17 protein-coding genes are annotated in these 18,440 nt (G+C 67.5%); 10 read left to right on the top strand and 7 right to left on the bottom strand.

The features are described from left to right. Positions 1 to 26 precede the first annotated feature (26 nt). Positions 27 to 2,144 (bottom strand): transketolase, encoded by a 2,118-nt coding sequence (tkt, locus tag AC1DKN_RS18490; protein WP_223917422.1) that lies wholly within the window; start codon positions 2,142 to 2,144, stop codon positions 27 to 29. Positions 2,145 to 2,641: 497 nt separating this feature from the next. On the opposite strand from tkt, the gene AC1DKN_RS18485 reads away from it, so the two are divergent. Both AC1DKN_RS18485 and AC1DKN_RS18480 read left to right on the top strand, forming a co-directional pair. Next, positions 2,642 to 3,604, top strand: a complete 963-nt coding sequence (locus tag AC1DKN_RS18485) for a heme o synthase (protein ID WP_026266346.1) — start codon at positions 2,642 to 2,644, stop codon at positions 3,602 to 3,604. A gap of 130 nt (positions 3,605 to 3,734) precedes the next feature. After that, complete coding sequence (locus tag AC1DKN_RS18480) at positions 3,735 to 4,682, top strand: threonine/serine dehydratase (protein ID WP_476872134.1); 948 nt, start codon at positions 3,735 to 3,737, stop codon at positions 4,680 to 4,682. 38 nt (positions 4,683 to 4,720) lie between these two features. Here the strand turns inward: AC1DKN_RS18480 and AC1DKN_RS18475 are convergent, their stop codons facing one another. From AC1DKN_RS18475 to AC1DKN_RS18455, 5 genes are all read right to left on the bottom strand, one after another. Further along, positions 4,721 to 5,881 (bottom strand): acyltransferase family protein, encoded by a 1,161-nt coding sequence (locus tag AC1DKN_RS18475; RefSeq protein WP_476872133.1) that lies wholly within the window; start codon positions 5,879 to 5,881, stop codon positions 4,721 to 4,723. Between the two features lie 290 nt (positions 5,882 to 6,171). Further along, on the bottom strand, positions 6,172 to 6,696 hold the full coding sequence (locus tag AC1DKN_RS18470; protein WP_476849623.1) for a hypothetical protein: 525 nt from the start codon (positions 6,694 to 6,696) through the stop codon (positions 6,172 to 6,174). A 298-nt stretch (positions 6,697 to 6,994) separates the two neighbouring features. Continuing rightward, positions 6,995 to 7,939 (bottom strand): COX15/CtaA family protein, encoded by a 945-nt coding sequence (locus AC1DKN_RS18465; protein ID WP_476872132.1) that lies wholly within the window; start codon positions 7,937 to 7,939, stop codon positions 6,995 to 6,997. Positions 7,940 to 7,946: 7 nt separating this feature from the next. Then, complete coding sequence (locus tag AC1DKN_RS18460) at positions 7,947 to 8,759, bottom strand: ABC transporter permease (protein WP_230008147.1); 813 nt, start codon at positions 8,757 to 8,759, stop codon at positions 7,947 to 7,949. Next, complete coding sequence (locus tag AC1DKN_RS18455) at positions 8,756 to 9,724, bottom strand: ABC transporter ATP-binding protein (RefSeq protein WP_028275511.1); 969 nt, start codon at positions 9,722 to 9,724, stop codon at positions 8,756 to 8,758. The genes AC1DKN_RS18460 and AC1DKN_RS18455 overlap by 4 nt, the downstream gene beginning before the upstream one ends. Before the next feature lie 105 nt (positions 9,725 to 9,829). Between AC1DKN_RS18455 and AC1DKN_RS18450 the strand changes: the two genes are divergently transcribed. The 7 genes from AC1DKN_RS18450 to AC1DKN_RS18420 all read left to right on the top strand — a co-directional run bounded on the left by AC1DKN_RS18450 (position 9,830) and on the right by AC1DKN_RS18420 (position 15,909). Beyond that, positions 9,830 to 10,759 carry a helix-turn-helix transcriptional regulator gene (locus tag AC1DKN_RS18450; RefSeq protein ID WP_476872131.1) on the top strand — a complete coding sequence of 310 codons (930 nt, stop codon included), beginning with the start codon at positions 9,830 to 9,832 and terminating at the stop codon, positions 10,757 to 10,759. Next, entirely contained in the window at positions 10,759 to 12,222 is a 1,464-nt protein-coding gene (gene sufB, locus AC1DKN_RS18445) for a Fe-S cluster assembly protein SufB (RefSeq protein ID WP_223917411.1), read from the top strand. Before AC1DKN_RS18450 ends, sufB begins: the two co-directional genes overlap by 1 nt. Then, positions 12,222 to 13,508 carry a Fe-S cluster assembly protein SufD gene (gene sufD, locus AC1DKN_RS18440; RefSeq protein ID WP_476855926.1) on the top strand — a complete coding sequence of 429 codons (1,287 nt, stop codon included), beginning with the start codon at positions 12,222 to 12,224 and terminating at the stop codon, positions 13,506 to 13,508. Before sufB ends, sufD begins: the two co-directional genes overlap by 1 nt. A gap of 31 nt (positions 13,509 to 13,539) precedes the next feature. Beyond that, on the top strand, positions 13,540 to 13,899 hold the full coding sequence (locus tag AC1DKN_RS18435) for a non-heme iron oxygenase ferredoxin subunit (RefSeq protein WP_223917407.1): 360 nt from the start codon (positions 13,540 to 13,542) through the stop codon (positions 13,897 to 13,899). Positions 13,900 to 13,987: 88 nt separating this feature from the next. Further along, positions 13,988 to 14,785 (top strand): Fe-S cluster assembly ATPase SufC, encoded by a 798-nt coding sequence (gene sufC, locus AC1DKN_RS18430; RefSeq protein ID WP_026537381.1) that lies wholly within the window; start codon positions 13,988 to 13,990, stop codon positions 14,783 to 14,785. A gap of 13 nt (positions 14,786 to 14,798) precedes the next feature. Then, entirely contained in the window at positions 14,799 to 15,131 is a 333-nt protein-coding gene (locus AC1DKN_RS18425; protein WP_018772973.1) for a metal-sulfur cluster assembly factor, read from the top strand. Positions 15,132 to 15,312: 181 nt separating this feature from the next. Further along, complete coding sequence (locus AC1DKN_RS18420; protein WP_476872130.1) at positions 15,313 to 15,909, top strand: hypothetical protein; 597 nt, start codon at positions 15,313 to 15,315, stop codon at positions 15,907 to 15,909. A 69-nt stretch (positions 15,910 to 15,978) separates the two neighbouring features. On the opposite strand, the gene ypfJ is transcribed toward AC1DKN_RS18420, so the two are convergent. Then, positions 15,979 to 16,866 (bottom strand): KPN_02809 family neutral zinc metallopeptidase, encoded by an 888-nt coding sequence (ypfJ, locus tag AC1DKN_RS18415; protein ID WP_476872129.1) that lies wholly within the window; start codon positions 16,864 to 16,866, stop codon positions 15,979 to 15,981. A 58-nt stretch (positions 16,867 to 16,924) separates the two neighbouring features. Between ypfJ and AC1DKN_RS18410 the strand changes: the two genes are divergently transcribed. Next, positions 16,925 to 18,337 carry a class I adenylate-forming enzyme family protein gene (locus AC1DKN_RS18410; protein WP_476872128.1) on the top strand — a complete coding sequence of 471 codons (1,413 nt, stop codon included), beginning with the start codon at positions 16,925 to 16,927 and terminating at the stop codon, positions 18,335 to 18,337. Positions 18,338 to 18,440: the final 103 nt, after the last annotated feature.

Genomic DNA, 18,440 nt, shown 5'->3' with positions numbered 1-18,440 from the left:
GCGTCCCCCGGAACCGTGGTGGTGGATCAGTTGGTGAGGCCTGCGAGGGATTCCTTCGCGGCGGCGGCGACTGCTTCTGCCGTGATGCCGAATTCCTGGAAGAGGCGCTTGTAGTCCGCGGACGCTCCGAAGTGCTCCAGGGAGATGGAACGGCCGGCATCGCCGACGAATTCCTTCCAGCCCAGGGCCAGTCCGGCTTCGACCGAGACGCGTGCCTTCACGGCCGGGGGCAGCACGGCGTCGCGGTAGGCGGCGTCCTGCTTGTTGAACCATTCCACGCAGGGCATGGACACCACACGGGTGGGGATGCCCTCGGCCTGCAGCGCTTCGCGGGCGTTGACGGCGAGCTGGACCTCGGAGCCGGTGCCAATCAGGATGACCTGGGCTTCGACGGTGGAGCCGTCCTTCGACGCCTCGGCAAGGACGTAGCCGCCCTTCTCGACGCCGGCGGTGGAGCCGAAGGTGTCGCCGTCGGCCACGCCGGTGCCGCGGGCGTAGGTGGGGATGTTCTGCCGGGTCAGGACGATGCCGGCGGGGTTTTCGTGGTTTTCCAGCATGGCCTTCCAGGCCGCGGCCACCTCGTTCGCATCTCCCGGGCGGACGACGTCCAGGCCCGGGATGGCGCGGAGGGAGGCGAGCTGCTCAACGGGCTGGTGCGTGGGGCCGTCCTCGCCCAGGCCGATCGAGTCGTGCGTCCAGACATACAGCGACGGGACGCCCATGAGGGCGCCGAGCCGGATCGCGGGGCGCTGGTAGTCGGAGAAGATCAGGAACGTTCCGGAGAACGCCCGGGTGCGCCCGTGCAGGGAGATGCCGTTCACGATCGACGCCGCGGCGTGCTCGCGGATGCCGAAGTGCAGGACCCGGCCGTAGGGGTTGCCCTTCCACGCCGCGGTGGACCGGGACGTGGGGATGAATGAGGGCGAGCCCTCGATCGTGGTGTTGTTCGACTCCGCGAGGTCGGCGGAGCCGCCCCAGAGTTCGGGCATGACCGGGCCGATCGCGTTCAGGACCTTCCCGGAGGCGGCCCGGGTGGAGACGTCCTTGCCGGCTTCGAAGACCGGCAGGGCGGCCTCGAAGTCGCCCGGGAGCTTCTTCGCCTCGACGCGTTCCAGCAGTGCAGCGGACTCGGGGTTGCCGGCCTGCCACGCCTCGAACGAGGCCTGCCAGTCGGCGCGGGCGGCCGCGCCGCGGTCCTGGACGGCACGGGCGTGGGCCAGCACGTCCTCGTCGACCTGGAAGGCACGTTCCGGGTCAAAGCCCAGGACCTTCTTCAGGGCTGCGACTTCCTCAGCGCCGAGGGCGGAGCCGTGGATCTTGCCGGTGTTCTGCTTCTTCGGCGCCGGGTACCCGATGATGGTCCGCAGGGAGATGATGGAGGGCTTGCCGGTTTCGGCCTTCGCGGCGAGCAGTGCGGCGTGCAGTTCCTGGACGTCTTCGACGTATTCGCCGGTCCGGGTCCAGTCGACCCGCTGGGTGTGCCAGCCGTAGGCCTCGTAGCGGGCCAGGACGTCCTCGGTGAACGCCACATCGGTGTCGTCCTCGATCGAGATGTGGTTCTCGTCGTAGATCACCACGAGGTTGCCCAGTTCCTGGTGACCGGCGAGTGAGGACGCCTCGGAGGTGACGCCTTCCTGCAGGTCGCCGTCGGAGGCGATCACCCAGACGGTGTGGTCGAACGGGCTCGTGCCGGCGGGAGCGTCGGCGTCGAACAGGCCGCGCATCCGGCGCTGGGAATAGGCGAAGCCGACCGCGGACGCCAGGCCCTGGCCCAGCGGGCCGGTGGTGATCTCCACACCCTTGGTGTGCTTGTACTCCGGGTGGCCCGGGGTCAGCGAGCCCCAGGTCCGCAGCGCCTCCAGGTCCTTCAGTTCCAGGCCGTAGCCGGAGAGGAACAGCTGGATGTACAGGGTCAGGGACGTGTGCCCGGGGGACAGGACGAACCGGTCGCGGCCCAGCCAGTCCGGATTCGCCGGGTCGTGGCGCATCAGCTTCTGGAACAACAAATACGCGGCCGGAGCCAGGCTCATCGCCGTCCCCGGGTGGCCGTTTCCGACCTTCTCCACCGCATCCGCGGCCAGCACCCGGACGGTGTCCACTGCGCGCTGGTCCAAGTCAGTCCATGACAGTTCTTGCTCTTCCAAATGTGGCACGAAAACCGGGCCCCTCTCTGTGCTGACGGCCGGCGGTACGCTCTTTTCCCGCCCGGGCACAGTTCGGTGCCCGCTGCGGTTCGTACCAGCCGTTCACCATCGAAACGTTGATCTATCATTCAGACGCAGATGCAGAGCCGCGTGTTCCGGCAAGTGCCTAAATGCGTGCCCGTGTGCGCTGATCTAATGACAGCCTAGTCCCATTCCACTTTGTGGTCAGCGTATATCTCACCAATTGGACCTGATTTCGCTTATATGAATCACCGTCCGCCGCGGGGCCGGTGAGCCGGCGTTAACGCGCCGGAATCATGGCGCGGCATTCGGCGGCCCTCCGGCCCGGAGCTCCACGGTATGATGGGTGGTGGCCTTCGACTGGGGCAAGGACACGGGTGTGCGCCGAGCGCGGAGCCCGGTCTGCAGCACAGTGCGTTGCGAAATCCACCCGGGGCTGCCCAGCCAGACAGAACTGCACAGCCAGACAGAACAGAGTGACTGCCACCGTGAGCACAACTAATACGCCGCTGAACGCCTCCCCGGCCTCGGGAAGAATGGGCTTCGGCCGCAAAGCCAAGGCCTACCTGGCGCTCACGAAACCCCGCGTGATCGAGCTCCTGCTCGTCAGCACGCTGCCCACCATGATCTATGCCGAACGCGGCTTCCCGTCGATCGGCCTGATCCTGGCAACGCTGGTGGGCGGCGCGTTCGCGGCAGGTTCCGCAGGCGCCTTCAACTGTTACATCGACCGCGACATCGACAAGCTCATGCACCGCACGGAGAACCGGCCCCTGGTCACCGGTGAGGTCACACCCCGCGAAGCCCTCATCTTCTCTTGGCTGCTGGGCGCGGCGGCGATCGCCATCCTCTGGTTCGGGGCCAACCCGCTCGCCGCGTGGCTCGGACTCGGCGCCATCGTCTTCTACGTGGTCATCTACACCATGATCCTGAAGCGGCGCACGGCCCAGAACATTGTCTGGGGCGGCGCCGCCGGGTGCTTCCCGGTCCTGATCGCCTGGGCCGCCGTCACCAACACCGTCGAGTGGCCCGCCGTCGTGCTGTTCATGGTGATTTTCCTCTGGACCCCGCCGCACTACTGGCCGCTGTCGATGCGCTACGGCGAGGACTACCGCAACGCCAACGTGCCGATGCTGGGCGCCATCGCCGGCGCGAAGGTGGTTTCGGTGCAGGTGGTCCTCTACGCCTGGGCCATGGTGGCGTGTTCGCTGCTGATGATCCCGGCCGGTGGTGCCGGCTGGGTCTACACGGTGACCGCCGTCGGCGCCGGTGCCTGGTTCCTGTACGAGTCGCACGCCCTGTACAACCGCGCCCAGGCCGGCGACGTTTCCAACAAGGGAGCCATGAAGGTCTTCCACGGCTCCATCAGCTACCTGACCCTGCTCTTCATTGCCCTGGCGGTCGATCCGTTCGTCGGCTCGGCCATCATGGGCGGCTGATCCCCCGTTCATCTGCCTGACGCTCCCTCACCAGTGGTGGGGGAGCGTCAGCTGTATCAGGGGGACGGTCCTTTTCGGTCCCGGGGTATCCTTACGAACCGGCCAGGCGACACAACCCCAGGGGGAGCCCGTGATCAACCGCAGCGATGTACTTCAGGCACAGAACCGCATCAGTGGCCACGTGCGGCGCACGCCGTTGCTCCGCGGGGGTACCGCTGCCGCCCCGCTCTGGTTCAAATGTGAGTTCCTGCAGCACACGGGCGTCTTCAAGGCACGCGGCGCCTTCAACCGCCAGCTCGCCGCCCGGGAGCGCGGGGAGCTTGACCCGGCCGTCGGTGTGGTGGCGGCGTCGGGGGGCAACGCGGGTTTGGCGAACGCGTACGCCGCCGCGGTCCTCGGTGTGCCGGCGACGGTGTTCGTCCCGGAGAACGCCCCGCGGGTAAAGGTCGAGCGTCTCCTCGCGTACAACGCCACGGTCCGGCAGGCCGGCGCCGAGTACGCGGAGGCTGTCGCGGCCGCAATGCACTACGTGGAAGATACCGGCGCCCTGTTCTGCCATGCGTACGACCAGCTGGAAATTGCGGCAGGCGCGGGCACCCTGGCCGAGGAAATCCTCGAGGACGAGCCCGGCATCGACACGATCGTCGTCGCCGTCGGCGGCGGCGGACTCTATGCGGGCGTGGCGGCAGCTGCCGAGGGCCGGGCCCGCGTCGTCGCGGTCGAGCCCTTCACCATCCCCACGCTGCACGCGGCCCTCGACGCCGGCCGCCCGGTCGATGTGGCCGTTTCGGGCGTCGCCGCGGATTCCCTCGGGGCCAGGCGCGTGGGTGGGATCGCCTTCAGCATCGCCTCACGCGTCCCGCCGACCTCTGTGCTGGTGGACGACGCCGCCATCGTCGCCGCCCGGTCACAGTTGTGGAGCGATTACCGGATCCCCGCCGAATACGGGGCTGCGGCTGCGTTCGCGGCGCTCACGTCAGGGGCGTACACACCCGCCGAAGGGGAACGCGTCGCGGTGATCGTCTGCGGGGCGAACACCGATGCCTGCACGCTGGAGAACGACCCGGGCAGCGACTGAATAGCGCGGACTGAACTCTGCCGACTGAGGGGTGCCGACTAACCGTGCCGGGAAGCGGCGCTGCCGGCCTGCTGCCGCTCCGGATGGTAGCGGGCCGAATAGTGCTGGTCGAAGCGGGCCCGCGCGATCCGCCCGAGCCGTTCGACAGTGTGCCAGCTGATGACCGCAATGAGCAGGGTCACCACAATGGCGGACACCGCGATGAGCGGCGGCAGATCGGCCGTGGAGCCGCCGTTGAGCCAGAGAATGACGGGGTAGTTCCAGAGGTACGCTGCGTAGGAGACAGTGCCCAGCAGCTGCGCCGGGCGCGTCCACTTCGGCATCGCCGCGGTTCGGGAGGCGGCCAGTGCGACCAGGACGGCCGCGGCGGCCATGGCCAGCGGGCCGCCAATGAACATGAAGGCCGGCGTTTCGTTGGCCTTCGGGAAGTAGATCAGCGCGGCCAGGACGGCGACGGAACCGAGCAGGGCCGCGCGCCTGAGCCAGCGGCCGCTGAACCAGTTGAACACATGGACCCTGTACAACCGCAAGGCCGAACCGATGATCAGGCCCAGGCCCCACGTGGTCGGCAGCGCGTAGACCAAGGAGTGAAGTTGCGGGGCCAGGGTCACCATTGTCAGCACACTGGCCGACATGAGGAACAGCGCGACGGCGGCGGACCAGCCAATCAGCTTTCCCTGGCGGTTGCGCCGCAGGGCGAGCACCAGCAGCGCGGGCCAGATCAGGTAGAACTGTTCTTCCACCGCCAGCGTCCAGAGCGGTCCGATCGCCATGCTGACGTCGAACGGCAGGGGGAGGTCTTTGAGGTAGCCAAGACCGGCGAGGACGGTGTAGCCCACGATTCCCTTGGACCGGTCACCGAGGACGTCGGTGGCCAATTCGACGATCGCGTAGACGCCCAGGAGAGAAACCAGTGCCGGCACCAGCCGGAACGCCCTGTGCGCATAGAAGCGCCCGTAACGAATCTTACGGTGCCGTTCGATATCGCCGACCAGCACGTTGGTGATCAGGTAACCGCTCAACACGAAGAAGGCAATGACACCCACGATGCCGGCGCCCTGGAATATGCCGGGCCAGGAATGACCGAGCAGGACGGCGCCCACGGCGGCACCGCGAAGAACGTCCAGGCCGTCCAGCCGCGGGCGCTTTGCAGTATGTTGGACCGTCTGTGCGGGCCTTTCGCCGACTAGTAACGCCACATAACCTCCGGTGCCTCTGTCTGGCCGGTTCCGATTCCAGCTGCATCAAGGCAAAACCGCGCCGTCCGTCTATCCATGGATGCGATTGCGGCGCCAGTCCTGCGCCCTATCCAAGTATTCCCGCCTTGGCTGGACGAAACCTGACGCCGGTTCTGCGGCTGCCCGGCTCTGCGGTTGGTTGTAGGGCGGGCCCGAAAAGGGGCCACAGCATCCAGTATTCCGAAATCTTTCCCGTTTGGACAAGTGACCGGCCGGTAACCGGGCGTCGAGGGCGACGACTCTAGGCTTCTTTAGAGATTGTGGGCCACCAGCTCCAGCCCGATTACCAGCAGGCTCAACACGACTTCGGCGAACATGATGGCGGCCTTGTGACGCAGCGGGATCTCGAGGCGGCGGATCGCGAGGAACCCGACGATGCCGAGCGAAACAACCAGAACAGCGACTGCCCACCCGAGGGCAACGGCCGTCGACCACAGACCGAGGCCGGCTGCGGTGAGGAGGAGCAGCGGGGTGACCAGGACGCCGAGGCCGCCCGCGCTGACCGCGATCATGTGGTGCAGCTCCTCACCGGTGGGAAGCTTCGAATGAACAGTCAGGTGGCTCAGGAGGTCGGCGACGAAAATTCCCAGCAGGGAGCCGATCACCACGATGCTGAGCGTCGCCGCCGCTGCCAGCGGCGTGGTCTCGTCCGCGTGACTCCGAAGCGCCAACACCACGGCCAGGCTCGTGAAGATGATGTATACACGTTCTTTGAGGCTCGCCGCGCGTTGGCGGGCTGAGGGTGAAGGAGGCACGGTCGGTTCTGTCGCTTGCATCAGAGAAGGCCTTCCGGTCAGCGTCACGGGAACGAACGAGGAAAGCCCACGGCCGCGACGATCCATATCCATGCCATCCCATAGTCCACCCGGAAATCCCGTCAAGGCCAGCCCCCGGGAGGTGAATGCGCTACTGGTCATTGTTGCCGCAGCGCCCGTACGAGGGCTCAGACAGCAACAGACAGCAAACGCGGGGCCACTTACGGCCCGTCCGGACGTGCCGGAAGGGCGGTAAGTGACCCCGCGATGCTTTGTTCAGGGGTGCTGCGGCTGATTAGTCCACCGGTTAGTCCACCGGTTAGTCCACCGGGCTGTAGCGGGCGAGGTCCGCGGCGTTGGTCGCCGCGCTCATCAGCAGTGCCGCCGCCAGCATGTGAGCGCCGACGAGCAGCGCCGGGATGCCGTTGTAGTACTGCGTGAAGCCGATTGCGGCCTGCAGCACCGTGACGCCCAGGAGCATGAACACCGCGGAGCGGAACGGCCCCCGAATCCGCCCGCGGACCACAAGGACCAACGCGAACAGCGCGCCAGCGGTCACCAGGTAGGCGGGCACGGCGTGGATGTGCGCGAACAGGTCCCAGTCGAGGTCGTTGCGCGGGGCGTTCGCGTCCCCGGCATGCGGACCGGCGCCGGTCACCACCACACCGAGGCAGACCGCGACGGCGGAGAGGACCGCGACGGCGGTCATCACCGGGCGGGCAACGCCCGGCAGGGCGGGAAGCTGCACGGTCCGGGCCTTGCCCGTGCGGCCGTACGCCCGGTTCACCAGAAGGGTCGCCAGGACCACGAGGGCCATGGACACGAGGAAGTGCAGGCCTACGACCCATGGGTTCAGCTGGGTCAGCACCGTGATGCCGCCGATGACGGCCTGGGCCGGGATGCTGGCGAGCAGGCCGAGGGCCAGCAGGAAGAGGTCGCGGCGCTCCTTGCGGAGGTTCCACAGATAGACCAGCATCATCACGGCGACGGCCGCCAGCGCAAACGTCAGGAGCCGGTTGCCGAATTCGATGATTCCGTGCATCCCCATTTCCGGGGTGGTCGTCAGGGATCCCTCCGTGCAGCGCGGCCACGTGGGGCAGCCAAGGCCCGAGGCCGTCAGGCGGACGGCACCGCCGGTCACCACCAGGACGATCTGGCCAATGAGGGACAGCACGGCCAGCCGCCTGACCGTCTTATCGACGCGGACTGGCAGCCGGGAGGTGATTCCGGAGACAATCCGGGGAGTTCGTGACGCCGTGCTCACAGTTTTCTCAATTCCACTTAAACCAACGGGTTGCTGCGCCGCCGGCGATCGCCGTCCAGAGCAGCAGGACAAGAACGGCGGCACCATTGACGCTGCCGTACAGGAAAGCATCCCTCAGCGCCTGGCCCAGCGCGCCGGAGGGGAGGAAATGCACCACAGCCTGGGCCAGCGCCGGGAGCCGTTCGGCCGGAATCACGATTCCGCCCAGCGCGCCGAGCAGGATCCAGAGCAGGTTGGTGATGGCCAGGGTCGCCTCCGGCCGGACCGTCCCGGCGACCAGCAGCCCGAGTGCCGTGAAGGCGGCGGCGCCGAGGATCAGGATGGCCAGCCCGGGCAGCCAGCCCGCGGGATTGGGCTGCCAGCCCAGCAGCACGGCCACCGCGGTCACGATGAGCACCTGCAGGAACAGCACCGCCAGGACGGCCAGGACCTTCCCCGCAATCAGGCCGGTGCGGCCCAGGGGTGTCGTGGAAAGAAAGCGCAGGACGCCGTAGCGGCGGTCGAAGCCGGTGGAGATGCCCTGCCCGGTGAAGGCCGTGGACATGGCGCACAGGGCCAGGATGCCGGGGACGGCGACATTGATGCGGCTCGAACCGAGCCCGTCCAGCAGCGGCGTCACGGTCAGCCCGACCATGGCCAGCAGCGGCAGCACGATCGCGAGGATCAGCTGCTCGCCGTTCCTGAGCATGGTGACTGTTTCGTACTGCCCCTGCAGCAGGATGCGGCGCAGCAGGGAAGCGGGCGCGCTGCCATGCGCGGCGGGGGGCGCGCCGGCACGGCGTGCGCTCTCCAGCGGGGCACCACCTGTTACGCGGTTCATCGGATCTCCCTTCCGGAGATGTCCAGGAAGACGTCCTCGAGGCTGCGCGCTTCAAGGCTCAGGGAGCTGGGCATGATTCCGCGCTGGGCCCACCACGCGGTGATCGCGGCGAGGTCGGCGGGGGTCAGGGCTCCGGTCACGGCGTAACTGCCGGCCCGCGCCTCGGTGACGTCGACGCCGTCGGGCAGCACGCCGGCGAAGTCCAGGCCTGGTTCGGTTTCGAACAACAAGGTGCGTATGTGCTGCGACGCGTCGCCCGCCGGGAGCTGGTGGCGCAGGAGCTGGGCGACGGTGCCCTCGGCGACGTTGCGGCCGGCGTCGATGATGTAGACGTAGTCCGCCAGCCGTTGGGCGTCGTCCATCAGGTGCGTCGTCAGGATGATGCCCATGCCGCTGTTCCGCAGTTCGGAGATGAGATCGAAGACCATTTGGCGGGACTGCGGGTCGAGGCCCGCGCTGGGCTCGTCGAGGAACAGGACCTCCGGATTGCCGACCAGCGCCGCGGCCAGGGCGAGGCGCTGTTTCTGCCCGCCGGACAGGCGCCGCACGTTGGTGCGGCTGAAGGAGTCGATGCCCAGGCGGCCGATGAGTTCATCCACCGGCCACGGGTCCTGGTACATGCCGGCGATGTGCCGCAGCAGGGGGATGGGCCGGGCCGACGGCGGCAGGCCGCCGTCCTGCAGCATCACGCCCACCCGGGCGCGGAGGCCCGCGCCGGCCGAATCCGGATCGTGGCCGAGTAGGCTGATGGCGCCGGCGGTGCGCTTTTGCAGCCCCTGGGCGCATTCGATGGTGGTGGTCTTGCCCGCGCCATTGGCGCCGAGCAGGGCCGTGACTTGGCCGCGTTCGGCGATGAGGGAAAGGCCGCTGACCACGCGCAGCATCTTGCCGTCGAGGGTGGGCAGTGGACCAACATCCTTGACAAGCCCGCTGATGGTCAGAACGGGGGATTCGGGAGATCGCACCACAGCATTCTACGCGATGTAGTACGTCGGCTCCCCGGAGGGGGCGTCCCGCAGGCAAGCCATGCCTTACTGGAATGCCGGACTAAATTACGACATGATTGTGTTGTGTATTCCATGAGCCCCCTTGTGTCCGGAGCCGCTGTGTCTGGAGCAGCTGTGTCCGGAGGCCCTGTGCCCGGAGCCGCTGCGTCCGCAGTCCCGTCCGGGCGCGGCGCCGCGCGCGTCCGGCCTGCCCGGGTACACGTGGCGGCCGTTCCGGACGCCGTTCCCGCGGCTGCCGGCACCCACACGCACGACGCCGAAGAGCGCACGCGTGACCGCGTCCTGAACGCGGTGCTGGAGCACGGACCCATCAGCGCGGCCGAACTCGGCGACCTCCTGGGCTTCACTCCGGCCGCCGTGCGCCGCCACCTGGACCACCTCGCGCGCACCGGAGTGATTGAGGTCAAGCGGGTTGCCCGCGCCGGTGCCGGCGCCGGACGGCCCGCCCGCCGCTACGTCCTGAGCTCCCAGGGCCAGTCGAACCTGGGCAACGACTACCTCGACATCGCCTCCGTGGCGCTGCGCCGGCTCGGCGAGGCGGCCGGCCCCGGGGCCGTGCGGCAGTTCGCCGTCGAGCGGTTCGCCGACATGGAGCGCCGCTACGCACCGGAGATCGAGCAGGCCGGACCGGACATCACGGCCCGCGCCCAGGCTCTCTCCGCGGCGCTGAGCCGCGACGGGTTCGTCGCCTCGGCGCAGTCGATCGAAGCCAAGGCCCCGCTCCCGGCGGCGCTCTCCAGCGTCCAGCTCTGCCAGGGGCACTGCCCCATCCAGCACCTGGCTGCCCAGTTCCCCGTGTTCTGCGACGTGGAGACCGAAGTGTTCTCCCGGCTGGTCGGCGTCGATGTGCGCCGGCTGTCCACCCTGGCGCGCGGCGGGCACGTCTGCACCACCCACATACCTACGGGCCGTCCGGCCGCCGTCGGGACTCCCAGTCCCGCTGCACCGGTCAACCCGGACGAAGTATCCAACCATCTCCAAGAAAGGCCGTGATGACGGACCAACTATCAGAGAAGAAGGTTGCTGACTCTACTGTGATTTCGGAGATTCTGGAAAAGAATCCCGAGCTCCACGGAATTGGCACCTATGAGTACGGCTGGGCCGACAAGAACGACGTCGGGGCCAACGCCCGCCGCGGTATCAATGAGGACGTTGTTCGCGATATTTCGGCCAAGAAGAACGAGCCGGAATGGATGCTCGACCTCCGGCTCAAGGGCCTGAAGTACTTCGACCGCAAGCCCATGCCCACCTGGGGCGCGGACCTGTCCGGCATCGACTTCGACAACATCAAGTACTTCGTGCGCTCCACCGAGAAGCAGGCCGCCACCTGGGAGGACCTGCCCGAGGACATCCGGAACACCTACGAGAAGCTGGGCATCCCGGAAGCCGAGCGCAGCCGCCTCGTCTCCGGCGTCGCCGCCCAGTACGAGTCTGAAGTGGTCTACCACCAGATCCGCGAGGACCTGGAAGCCCAGGGCGTCATCTTCCTGGACACCGACACCGCGCTGCGCGAACACCCGGAGATCTTCCAGGAGTACTTCGGCACCATCATCCCGGTGGGCGATAACAAGTTCGCGTCGCTGAACACGGCCGTCTGGTCCGGCGGTTCCTTCGTGTACGTGCCCAAGGGCGTCCACGTGGACATCCCGCTGCAGGCCTACTTCCGCATCAACACGGAAAACATGGGCCAGTTCGAGCGCACGCTGATCATTGCCGACGAGGACTCCTACGTCCACTACATCGAAGGCTGCACCGCGCCGATCTACACCTCGGACTCGCTGCACTCCGCCGTCGTGGAAATCATCGTGAAGAAGGGCGCCCGCGTCCGCTACACGACCATCCAGAACTGGTCCACCAACGTGTACAACCTGGTCACCAAGCGCGCCATCTGCGAAGAGGGCGCCACCATGGAGTGGATCGATGGCAACATCGGCTCCAAGGTCACCATGAAGTACCCGGCCGTCTACCTCGTGGGCGAAGGCGCCAAGGGCGAGACCCTGTCCATCGCGTTCGCCGGCGAAGGCCAGCACCAGGACACCGGCTCCAAGATGGTCCACATCGCGCCCAACACCAAGAGCTCGATCATCTCCAAGTCCGTGGCCCGCGGCGGCGGCCGTGCTGCCTACCGCGGCCTGGTCCAGGTCCGCGAAGGCGCCAAGCACTCGGCCAACACGGTCCGCTGCGACGCCCTCCTGGTGGACACCATCAGCCGGTCGGATACCTACCCGTACATCGACATCCGCGAGGACGACGTCACGATGGGCCACGAGGCCACGGTCTCGCGGGTCAGCGAAGAGCAGCTGTTCTACCTGATGTCCCGCGGCATGCGCGAAGACGAGGCCATGGCGATGATCGTCCGCGGCTTCATCGAGCCGATTGCCCGCGAACTGCCGATGGAATACGCCCTCGAGCTGAACCGACTGATTGAACTGCAGATGGAAGGATCGGTCGGTTAATGACTGACATCACTACTGAAAAGGCCCGCATCGGCGCGCCCTCAGCCCAGCCGTTCATCAACGGCTTCACCGAGGAAGGCGAAAGCCTCTCACCGCTGAACGCCGCGGAGTCCAAGGCGCCGCTGGCCGGCGAAGCCGTCAAGCGCCACTCGCACGGCGGCGGCGTCGGCGTACCGGACAGCTCACGCGCCGGCCGCCTGACCTCCTACAAGCTGGCGGACTTCAAACCGCTGACCGGCATGGAGGAGGACTGGCGCTTCACCCCGCTCAAGCGCCTCCGCGGCCTGCACACCGAGGTCCTCACCGGTGCGGCGCCGGCCGTGAGCGTCACCGCTCCGGACAGCGTCAGGGTCGAGACCGTCGGCCGTGACGACCGCCGGATCGGCTCCGCCGCCATCCCCGAGGACCGCGTCTCCGCGAACGCCTGGGAGAACTTCGCCGAGGCCACCGTCATCACGGTCCCGTCCGAGGTCGAGGTGGAGGGCGAGGTCAGCGTGCTGCTGACCGGCCAGGGCACCGAAGCTTCCGCGCAGCACGTCGTGATCGTCGCGGAAAAGTTCTCCAAGTCCGTCGTCGTCCTGGACCACCAGGGCACCGCCGTCGTCTCGGAAAACATCGAAATCCTCGTTGAGGACGGCGCGCAGCTGACCGTCATCTCGCTCCAGGAATGGAACGACGACGCCGTCCACGCCTCCTCCCAGCAGGCGAAGCTCGGCCGCGACGCGAAGTTCAAGCACATTGTGGTCAGCCTCGGCGGCGACCTTGTGCGGGTCACGCCTTCGGCACGCTTCACCGCCCCGGGCGCCGAAGTGGAACTGTTCGGCCTGTACTTCGCCGACGCCGGCCAGCACCTCGAGCAGCGCCTGTTCGTAGACCACGCCGTGGCCAACTGCAAGTCCAACGTCCTGTACAAGGGCGCCCTGCAGGGCCGCAACGCGCACACCGTGTGGGTCGGTGACGTTCTGATCCGCAAGGAAGCAGAAGGCACCGACACCTACGAGGCCAACCGCAACCTGGTCCTGACCGACGGTGCCCGCGCCGATTCCGTGCCGAACCTTGAGATTGAGACCGGCCTGATCGCCGGCGCCGGCCACGCCAGCGCCACCGGACGATTCGATGATCAGCACCTGTTCTACCTGATGGCCCGTGGCATCCCGGAAGAGGTGGCCCGCCGCCTGGTGGTCCGCGGGTTCCTGAACGAGATCATCCAGAAGATCAACGTTCCGGCCATCGAAGAGCGCCTCACGGAAGCCGTCGAGCGCGAACTCGCGGCGACCAACCACTAGTGCGCAGCACCAGAGAACACGGACGACATCAATGACTGAACAGCCAAAGGGCGAGCTAGTCTGCAACGCCAGCGAGATCCAACTCAAGCAGGCGCTGCGGATCCTGATCGACGACTACCCGGTAGCGATCGTGAAGGACTCGATGGGGGAGATCCACGCCATCGGCGACACCTGCTCGCACGCGGACATTTCGCTCTCCGAAGGAGAAGTCGAAGGCTGCAAGATCGAGTGCTGGGGCCACGGCTCCCAGTTCGACCTGCGCAGCGGCGAGCCGCTCCAGCTGCCGGCCTATGATCCCGTTCCCGTGTTTGCCGTGACCGTCCTGGATGACGAGGTCTACGTGGACTTCACCAACGTCCTGAACGGCGCCGAGGCTCCCAACTTCAGCTAGCTGCCTGCAGCCGGCAACCCGCACAAGAAAACTTATCGCCAAGAAAACGCACAGTGCCGAGGGCACGGTGCAGAGGAGAACAAGACACATGTCGACTCTTGAGATCAAGGACCTGCACGTCAGCATTGACACCGAGCAGGGCACCAAGGAAATCCTGAAGGGCGTCAGCCTGACCATCAGGACCGGCGAGACGCACGCCATCATGGGCCCCAACGGCTCCGGCAAGTCCACGCTGGCGTCCACCATCGCCGGGCACCCGCGCTACAACGTCACCTCCGGCACGATCACCCTCGACGGTGAAGACGTCCTCGCCATGAGCGTCGACGAGCGCGCCCGCGCCGGCCTGTTCCTCGCCATGCAGTACCCCGTCGAGGTCCCGGGCGTGAGCATGACCAACTTCCTGCGCACCGCCAAGACCGCGATCGACGGCGAAGCCCCCAAGCTGCGCACGTGGACCAAGGACGTCAAGGCCGCCATGGCGCAGCTGCGCATCGACGCCGACTTCACCCAGCGCAACGTCAACGAAGGCTTCTCCGGCGGCGAGAAGAAGCGCGTCGAGATCCTCCAGCTCGAGCTCTTCAAGCCGAAGTTCGCCATCCTCGACGAGACCGACTCCGGCCTGGACGTCGACGCGCTCAAGGTTGTCTCCGAGGGCGTCAACCGCGCCCACGGCGAAGGCAACATGGGCACCCTGCTCATCACGCACTACACCCGGATCCTGCGCTACATCAAGCCGGACTTCGTGCACGTGTTCGTCGATGGCCAGGTTGTGGAAGAGGGCGGCCCGGAGCTCGCCGACCGCCTCGAAGACGAAGGCTACGACCGCTACGCCACCGGCGCAGGGGCGGCCACCATCGCTGCCGCCTCGGCTGCAGCCCAGGCGTAGTTAGGACTCCGCAATGACCGAACTCAATGTGGCCCGCACGGGCCTCGAGGATGTCGAAGAGGCGCTCAAGGATGTGATCGACCCGGAACTCGGGGTGAACATCGTTGATCTGGGCCTGCTGTACGGTCTGAAGTACTCGGACGACGACGGCGCCCTGCTGATCGACATGACCCTCACCACCGCCGCCTGCCCGCTCACCGACGTGATCGAGGAGCAGGTCGGCAAGGCCCTGGACGGGATCGTCGACGACTGGCGGCTCAACTGGGTGTGGATGCCGCCATGGGGTCCGGAACGGATCACCGAGGACGGCCGCGACCAGATGCGAGCCCTGGGCTTCAACATCTAGGTCCCCACCGCCTCCCTAATTACGCCGACGGCGGCCCCACCTCATTGAGGCGGGGCCGCCGTCGTCTTTTCGTTCCGGCGTTCCCGCCGCCGTTCCCATATCGTCCCGGCGGTGGTCTGATAAAGACAACGGGTCCACACGCTTCGGGCCGGGCACGCCGTCGAACAGGAGGCACACGGGAATGGATGCCACGCCACCGCCGCGGCCCTCCGATGCGGGCAAGGACTTCGTGGTTGTCGAGGACAGCGGCGAGTTCTCCTACTACCGGTCCCGGGAAGCCCTGCTGGCCGACTTCGAATATGTCGGCGAAGCTCCGTGCATCATGGACCGCAGCGCCACTACCTACCGGCTGGAGCTGGACGAGAACCGCCACCTGCGCATGGGACCGCCCCTGGGATCGGTGGAGTTCCACTGGCTGCGCCAGGCCCTCGCCGAGGCGCGTGACGTGCATCCCGAGTCCCTTCGGCTGCAACGGGTTGACCCCGTCGGGCTCGCCGGGCTCGTGGCCGGACTGTTCGAGACGCTGCAGCTGGAACGCGGAACCGATGCTGAGCTGGGGCTTTGGAGCCTGGACATCGACGGTCTGGCGACGCGGCGCAATGCGCTGGCCGACGTCGACCGCCTCCTGGCCGGAAACGACCGGCTGGAATCGGTACTGGTGACCGACCCCTTCGGGCACCAATACCGGCCCGTGTGGCACGCAAAGCACCGGCACCTGGGCCACGCCGGATTCCTCAGCTACGTCGAGGTCCCGATCCGGCGCCGGCCGCGCGGGTGAGGCCTCGGGTTTAGGCCCGAGAGTTGGGCCGAAGGGTTGGGGCCAGGGGGCTGGGACTAGGGGGTGGGGCTAAGGCGTTGCCACCGCGAACGTGTCGCACTTGTTGATGTCCCCGGTGGTGTACCCCTGGTAGAACCACTTCTGCCGCTGGGCACCTGAGCCATGGGTCCATGCCTCCGGTGAGACGCGGCCCGTGGCGGCCTTCTGGATGCGGTCATCACCGACGGCGGAGGCCGCCGACAGAGCGTCCTTCACGTCCTGGTCAGTGAAGGGGTCGAGATAGGGCTGGCCGGTCTTGGGATCCGCCTGCGTCGTTGCATAGTGGGCCCACAGCCCTGCGTAGCAGTCTGCCTGGAGTTCAACCCGGACACCCCCGGAGCCGGGGCCCTGCGGATCCTGTTGCGCCCGGTCGAGGTCGCCAAGCAGGTTCTGGACGTGGTGGCCGAATTCGTGGGCCACCACATATTCCTGCGCCAGGGGGCCGCCTGAGGAGCCAAACCGGTCCACAAGCTCCTGGAAGAAGCCGGGATCGAAGTACGCCGTGGTGTCAACGGGGCAGTAGAACGGCCCCACGTCCGAGGTGGCGGCGCCGCAGCCGGTGTTGGTTCCGCCGGTGAAGATCACGGCCTTCGGCCGCGGGTACTTGGTGTTGTACTGCGACAGATAGGCCGGCCAGAAGGCGTTCAGGCTGTTGACCGTGCCGGTGATCCTGCAGTCGAGGCGGGCGTCGGCGTCGGCGCCGGTCTGGCAGGCGGGGGCAGAGCCCTGGCTCTGCGACTGGGGCTCCTGGACGGTGCCGGCCAGACCCTCGAGAAGCTGGGGGTTGATGCCAAAGAGGGCTGCCAGCAGCAGGATGATGCCGCCGCCGATCCCGCCGCCGATCATCGGGCCGCGGCCCATCCCGCGACGGTCCTGGACTTGTGACGGGTCCAGCGGGGCGTTGTCGTTAAAGCTCATGGAGTCACAATATCCCGCACACGCAGCCGCGGCGCCCGGCAACGCTAAAGTTGGTTCGATGCCTTTTCTCGACAGACTCCAGCGCTGGGCCGATGACCGTCCCGACGAGACAGCCGTCGTCGTGTCCGGAGAGCACCTCAGCTGGTCTGCCCTGCGGGACAACGCGGCGGCCCTGGTGCCCTCGGCGCCGGCCATCACTGTGCTGTCCGAACAAAATTCAACCCACTTCGCCATAGCGTTCGCCGCGGCCGTGGCTGGTGAGCGGCAGTGCGCCGTGTTGGACCCGGCCTGGCCCCAGCAACTCCAGGACGGCATCACCGCCCGCATCGCCGGGTCGGAAACGGGTCCGGCGCGTGCAGTTCCCGGGCCGGACCCGTTCTTGGTCGACGGGCCGCCGGAGACCTCGTTCCTGGTCGGCCTGACGTCCGGCACCACCTCGGTGCCCAAGGCGTTCACCCGCTCGCGGCGGTCCTGGCAGGAATCCTTCGAGGCCTCCATCGAATTCTTCGCACTGACGCAGGACGACAAGTCCCTGGCTCCCGGGCCGCTCGCGGCAAGCCTGAACCTCTACGCCCTCGCCGAATGCCTGTATGCCGGCGCCGAGTTCCACAGCCTGGACCACTTCGACGTCGGTGCCGCCCACGCGGCCGTCAGCCACGACGGCATCACCCGCCTGGTCCTGGTGCCCACCATGCTCCGGCTGCTCAGCGAGCGGGGCCTTACCGGCGGTGTCGATGCCTCCGGCATCCGCAGCATCATCTGCGCCGGTTCCAAGCTGGACGCCCGGACGCTGGAGGCGGCCCGGCGCTGGGCCCCCAACGCGACCATTTTCGAGTACTACGGCGCCTCCGAGCTCAGCTTCGTCTCGGGCGCCGGGTTGCGCCCGGGCGAGCCCGTCGAGCCGGGCGGGACCGGCATCGGGAAGCCCTTTCCCGGCGTCGAAATCCGCATCCTCGGCGACGACGGCGCCGAACTCCCGGACGGCAGCGACGGCAACATCTGCGTCCGCAGCGGCATGGTCAGCAACGGCTACCTGTGGGGTGACGACGGCCAGGCGCTGCGCTGTTTCGACGGCTGGTACACCGTGGGGGACCAGGGCTACCTCTCCGACGGGACCCTGCACATGCTGGGCCGCCGCTCCGACATGATCATCACCGCCGGCACCAACGTCTACCCGCATGAGGTCGAGATGGCGCTGGCCTCCGTCCCGGGCGTCGCGGCGGCCGTGGCGGCCGGCATGCTTGACGATCTTCGCGGCCAGCGCGTCGTGGCCGGCGTCGTGCCCTCGCACGGGGCGGTCACCGCCACCCAGCTGCGGTCCGGGATCGACGATGTGCTGGCCCGGAACAAGCGCCCCCTGGAGTACTTCGTGCTGACTGAGCTGCCCCTGACGGACCGCGGCAAAATCAGCCGGCAGCTGCTGCTGGACTGGGTGGCCCGGAACGATCCCAGGATCCGGCGTCTTGACTGAGCCGCGCGCGGGCAGCGGGCCGGCAGCACCCGGGCGGCCGACCCGCGGGACGTCGTTCCCCGGGCGGTCTGTTCCCGGGCTGTCTTTCCCGGGGCTGCTGCCT

The organism is Arthrobacter sp. 01N444, assembly GCF_056399305.1.
This window is presented reverse-complemented; position numbering and strand designations above follow the sequence as displayed.

Coding starts and splice junctions, on each gene's coding strand:
- AC1DKN_RS18435 (WP_223917407.1), top strand. CDS start 13,540: ATGACTGAACAGCCAAAGGGCGAGCTAGTCTGCAACGCCAGCGAGATC.
- sufB (WP_223917411.1), top strand. CDS start 10,759: ATGACGGACCAACTATCAGAGAAGAAGGTTGCTGACTCTACTGTGATT.
- ypfJ (WP_476872129.1), bottom strand. CDS start 16,866: ATGAGCTTTAACGACAACGCCCCGCTGGACCCGTCACAAGTCCAGGAC.
- sufD (WP_476855926.1), top strand. CDS start 12,222: ATGACTGACATCACTACTGAAAAGGCCCGCATCGGCGCGCCCTCAGCC.
- AC1DKN_RS18460 (WP_230008147.1), bottom strand. CDS start 8,759: ATGAACCGCGTAACAGGTGGTGCCCCGCTGGAGAGCGCACGCCGTGCC.
- AC1DKN_RS18470 (WP_476849623.1), bottom strand. CDS start 6,696: ATGCAAGCGACAGAACCGACCGTGCCTCCTTCACCCTCAGCCCGCCAA.
- AC1DKN_RS18410 (WP_476872128.1), top strand. CDS start 16,925: ATGCCTTTTCTCGACAGACTCCAGCGCTGGGCCGATGACCGTCCCGAC.
- sufC (WP_026537381.1), top strand. CDS start 13,988: ATGTCGACTCTTGAGATCAAGGACCTGCACGTCAGCATTGACACCGAG.
- AC1DKN_RS18420 (WP_476872130.1), top strand. CDS start 15,313: ATGGATGCCACGCCACCGCCGCGGCCCTCCGATGCGGGCAAGGACTTC.
- AC1DKN_RS18425 (WP_018772973.1), top strand. CDS start 14,799: ATGACCGAACTCAATGTGGCCCGCACGGGCCTCGAGGATGTCGAAGAG.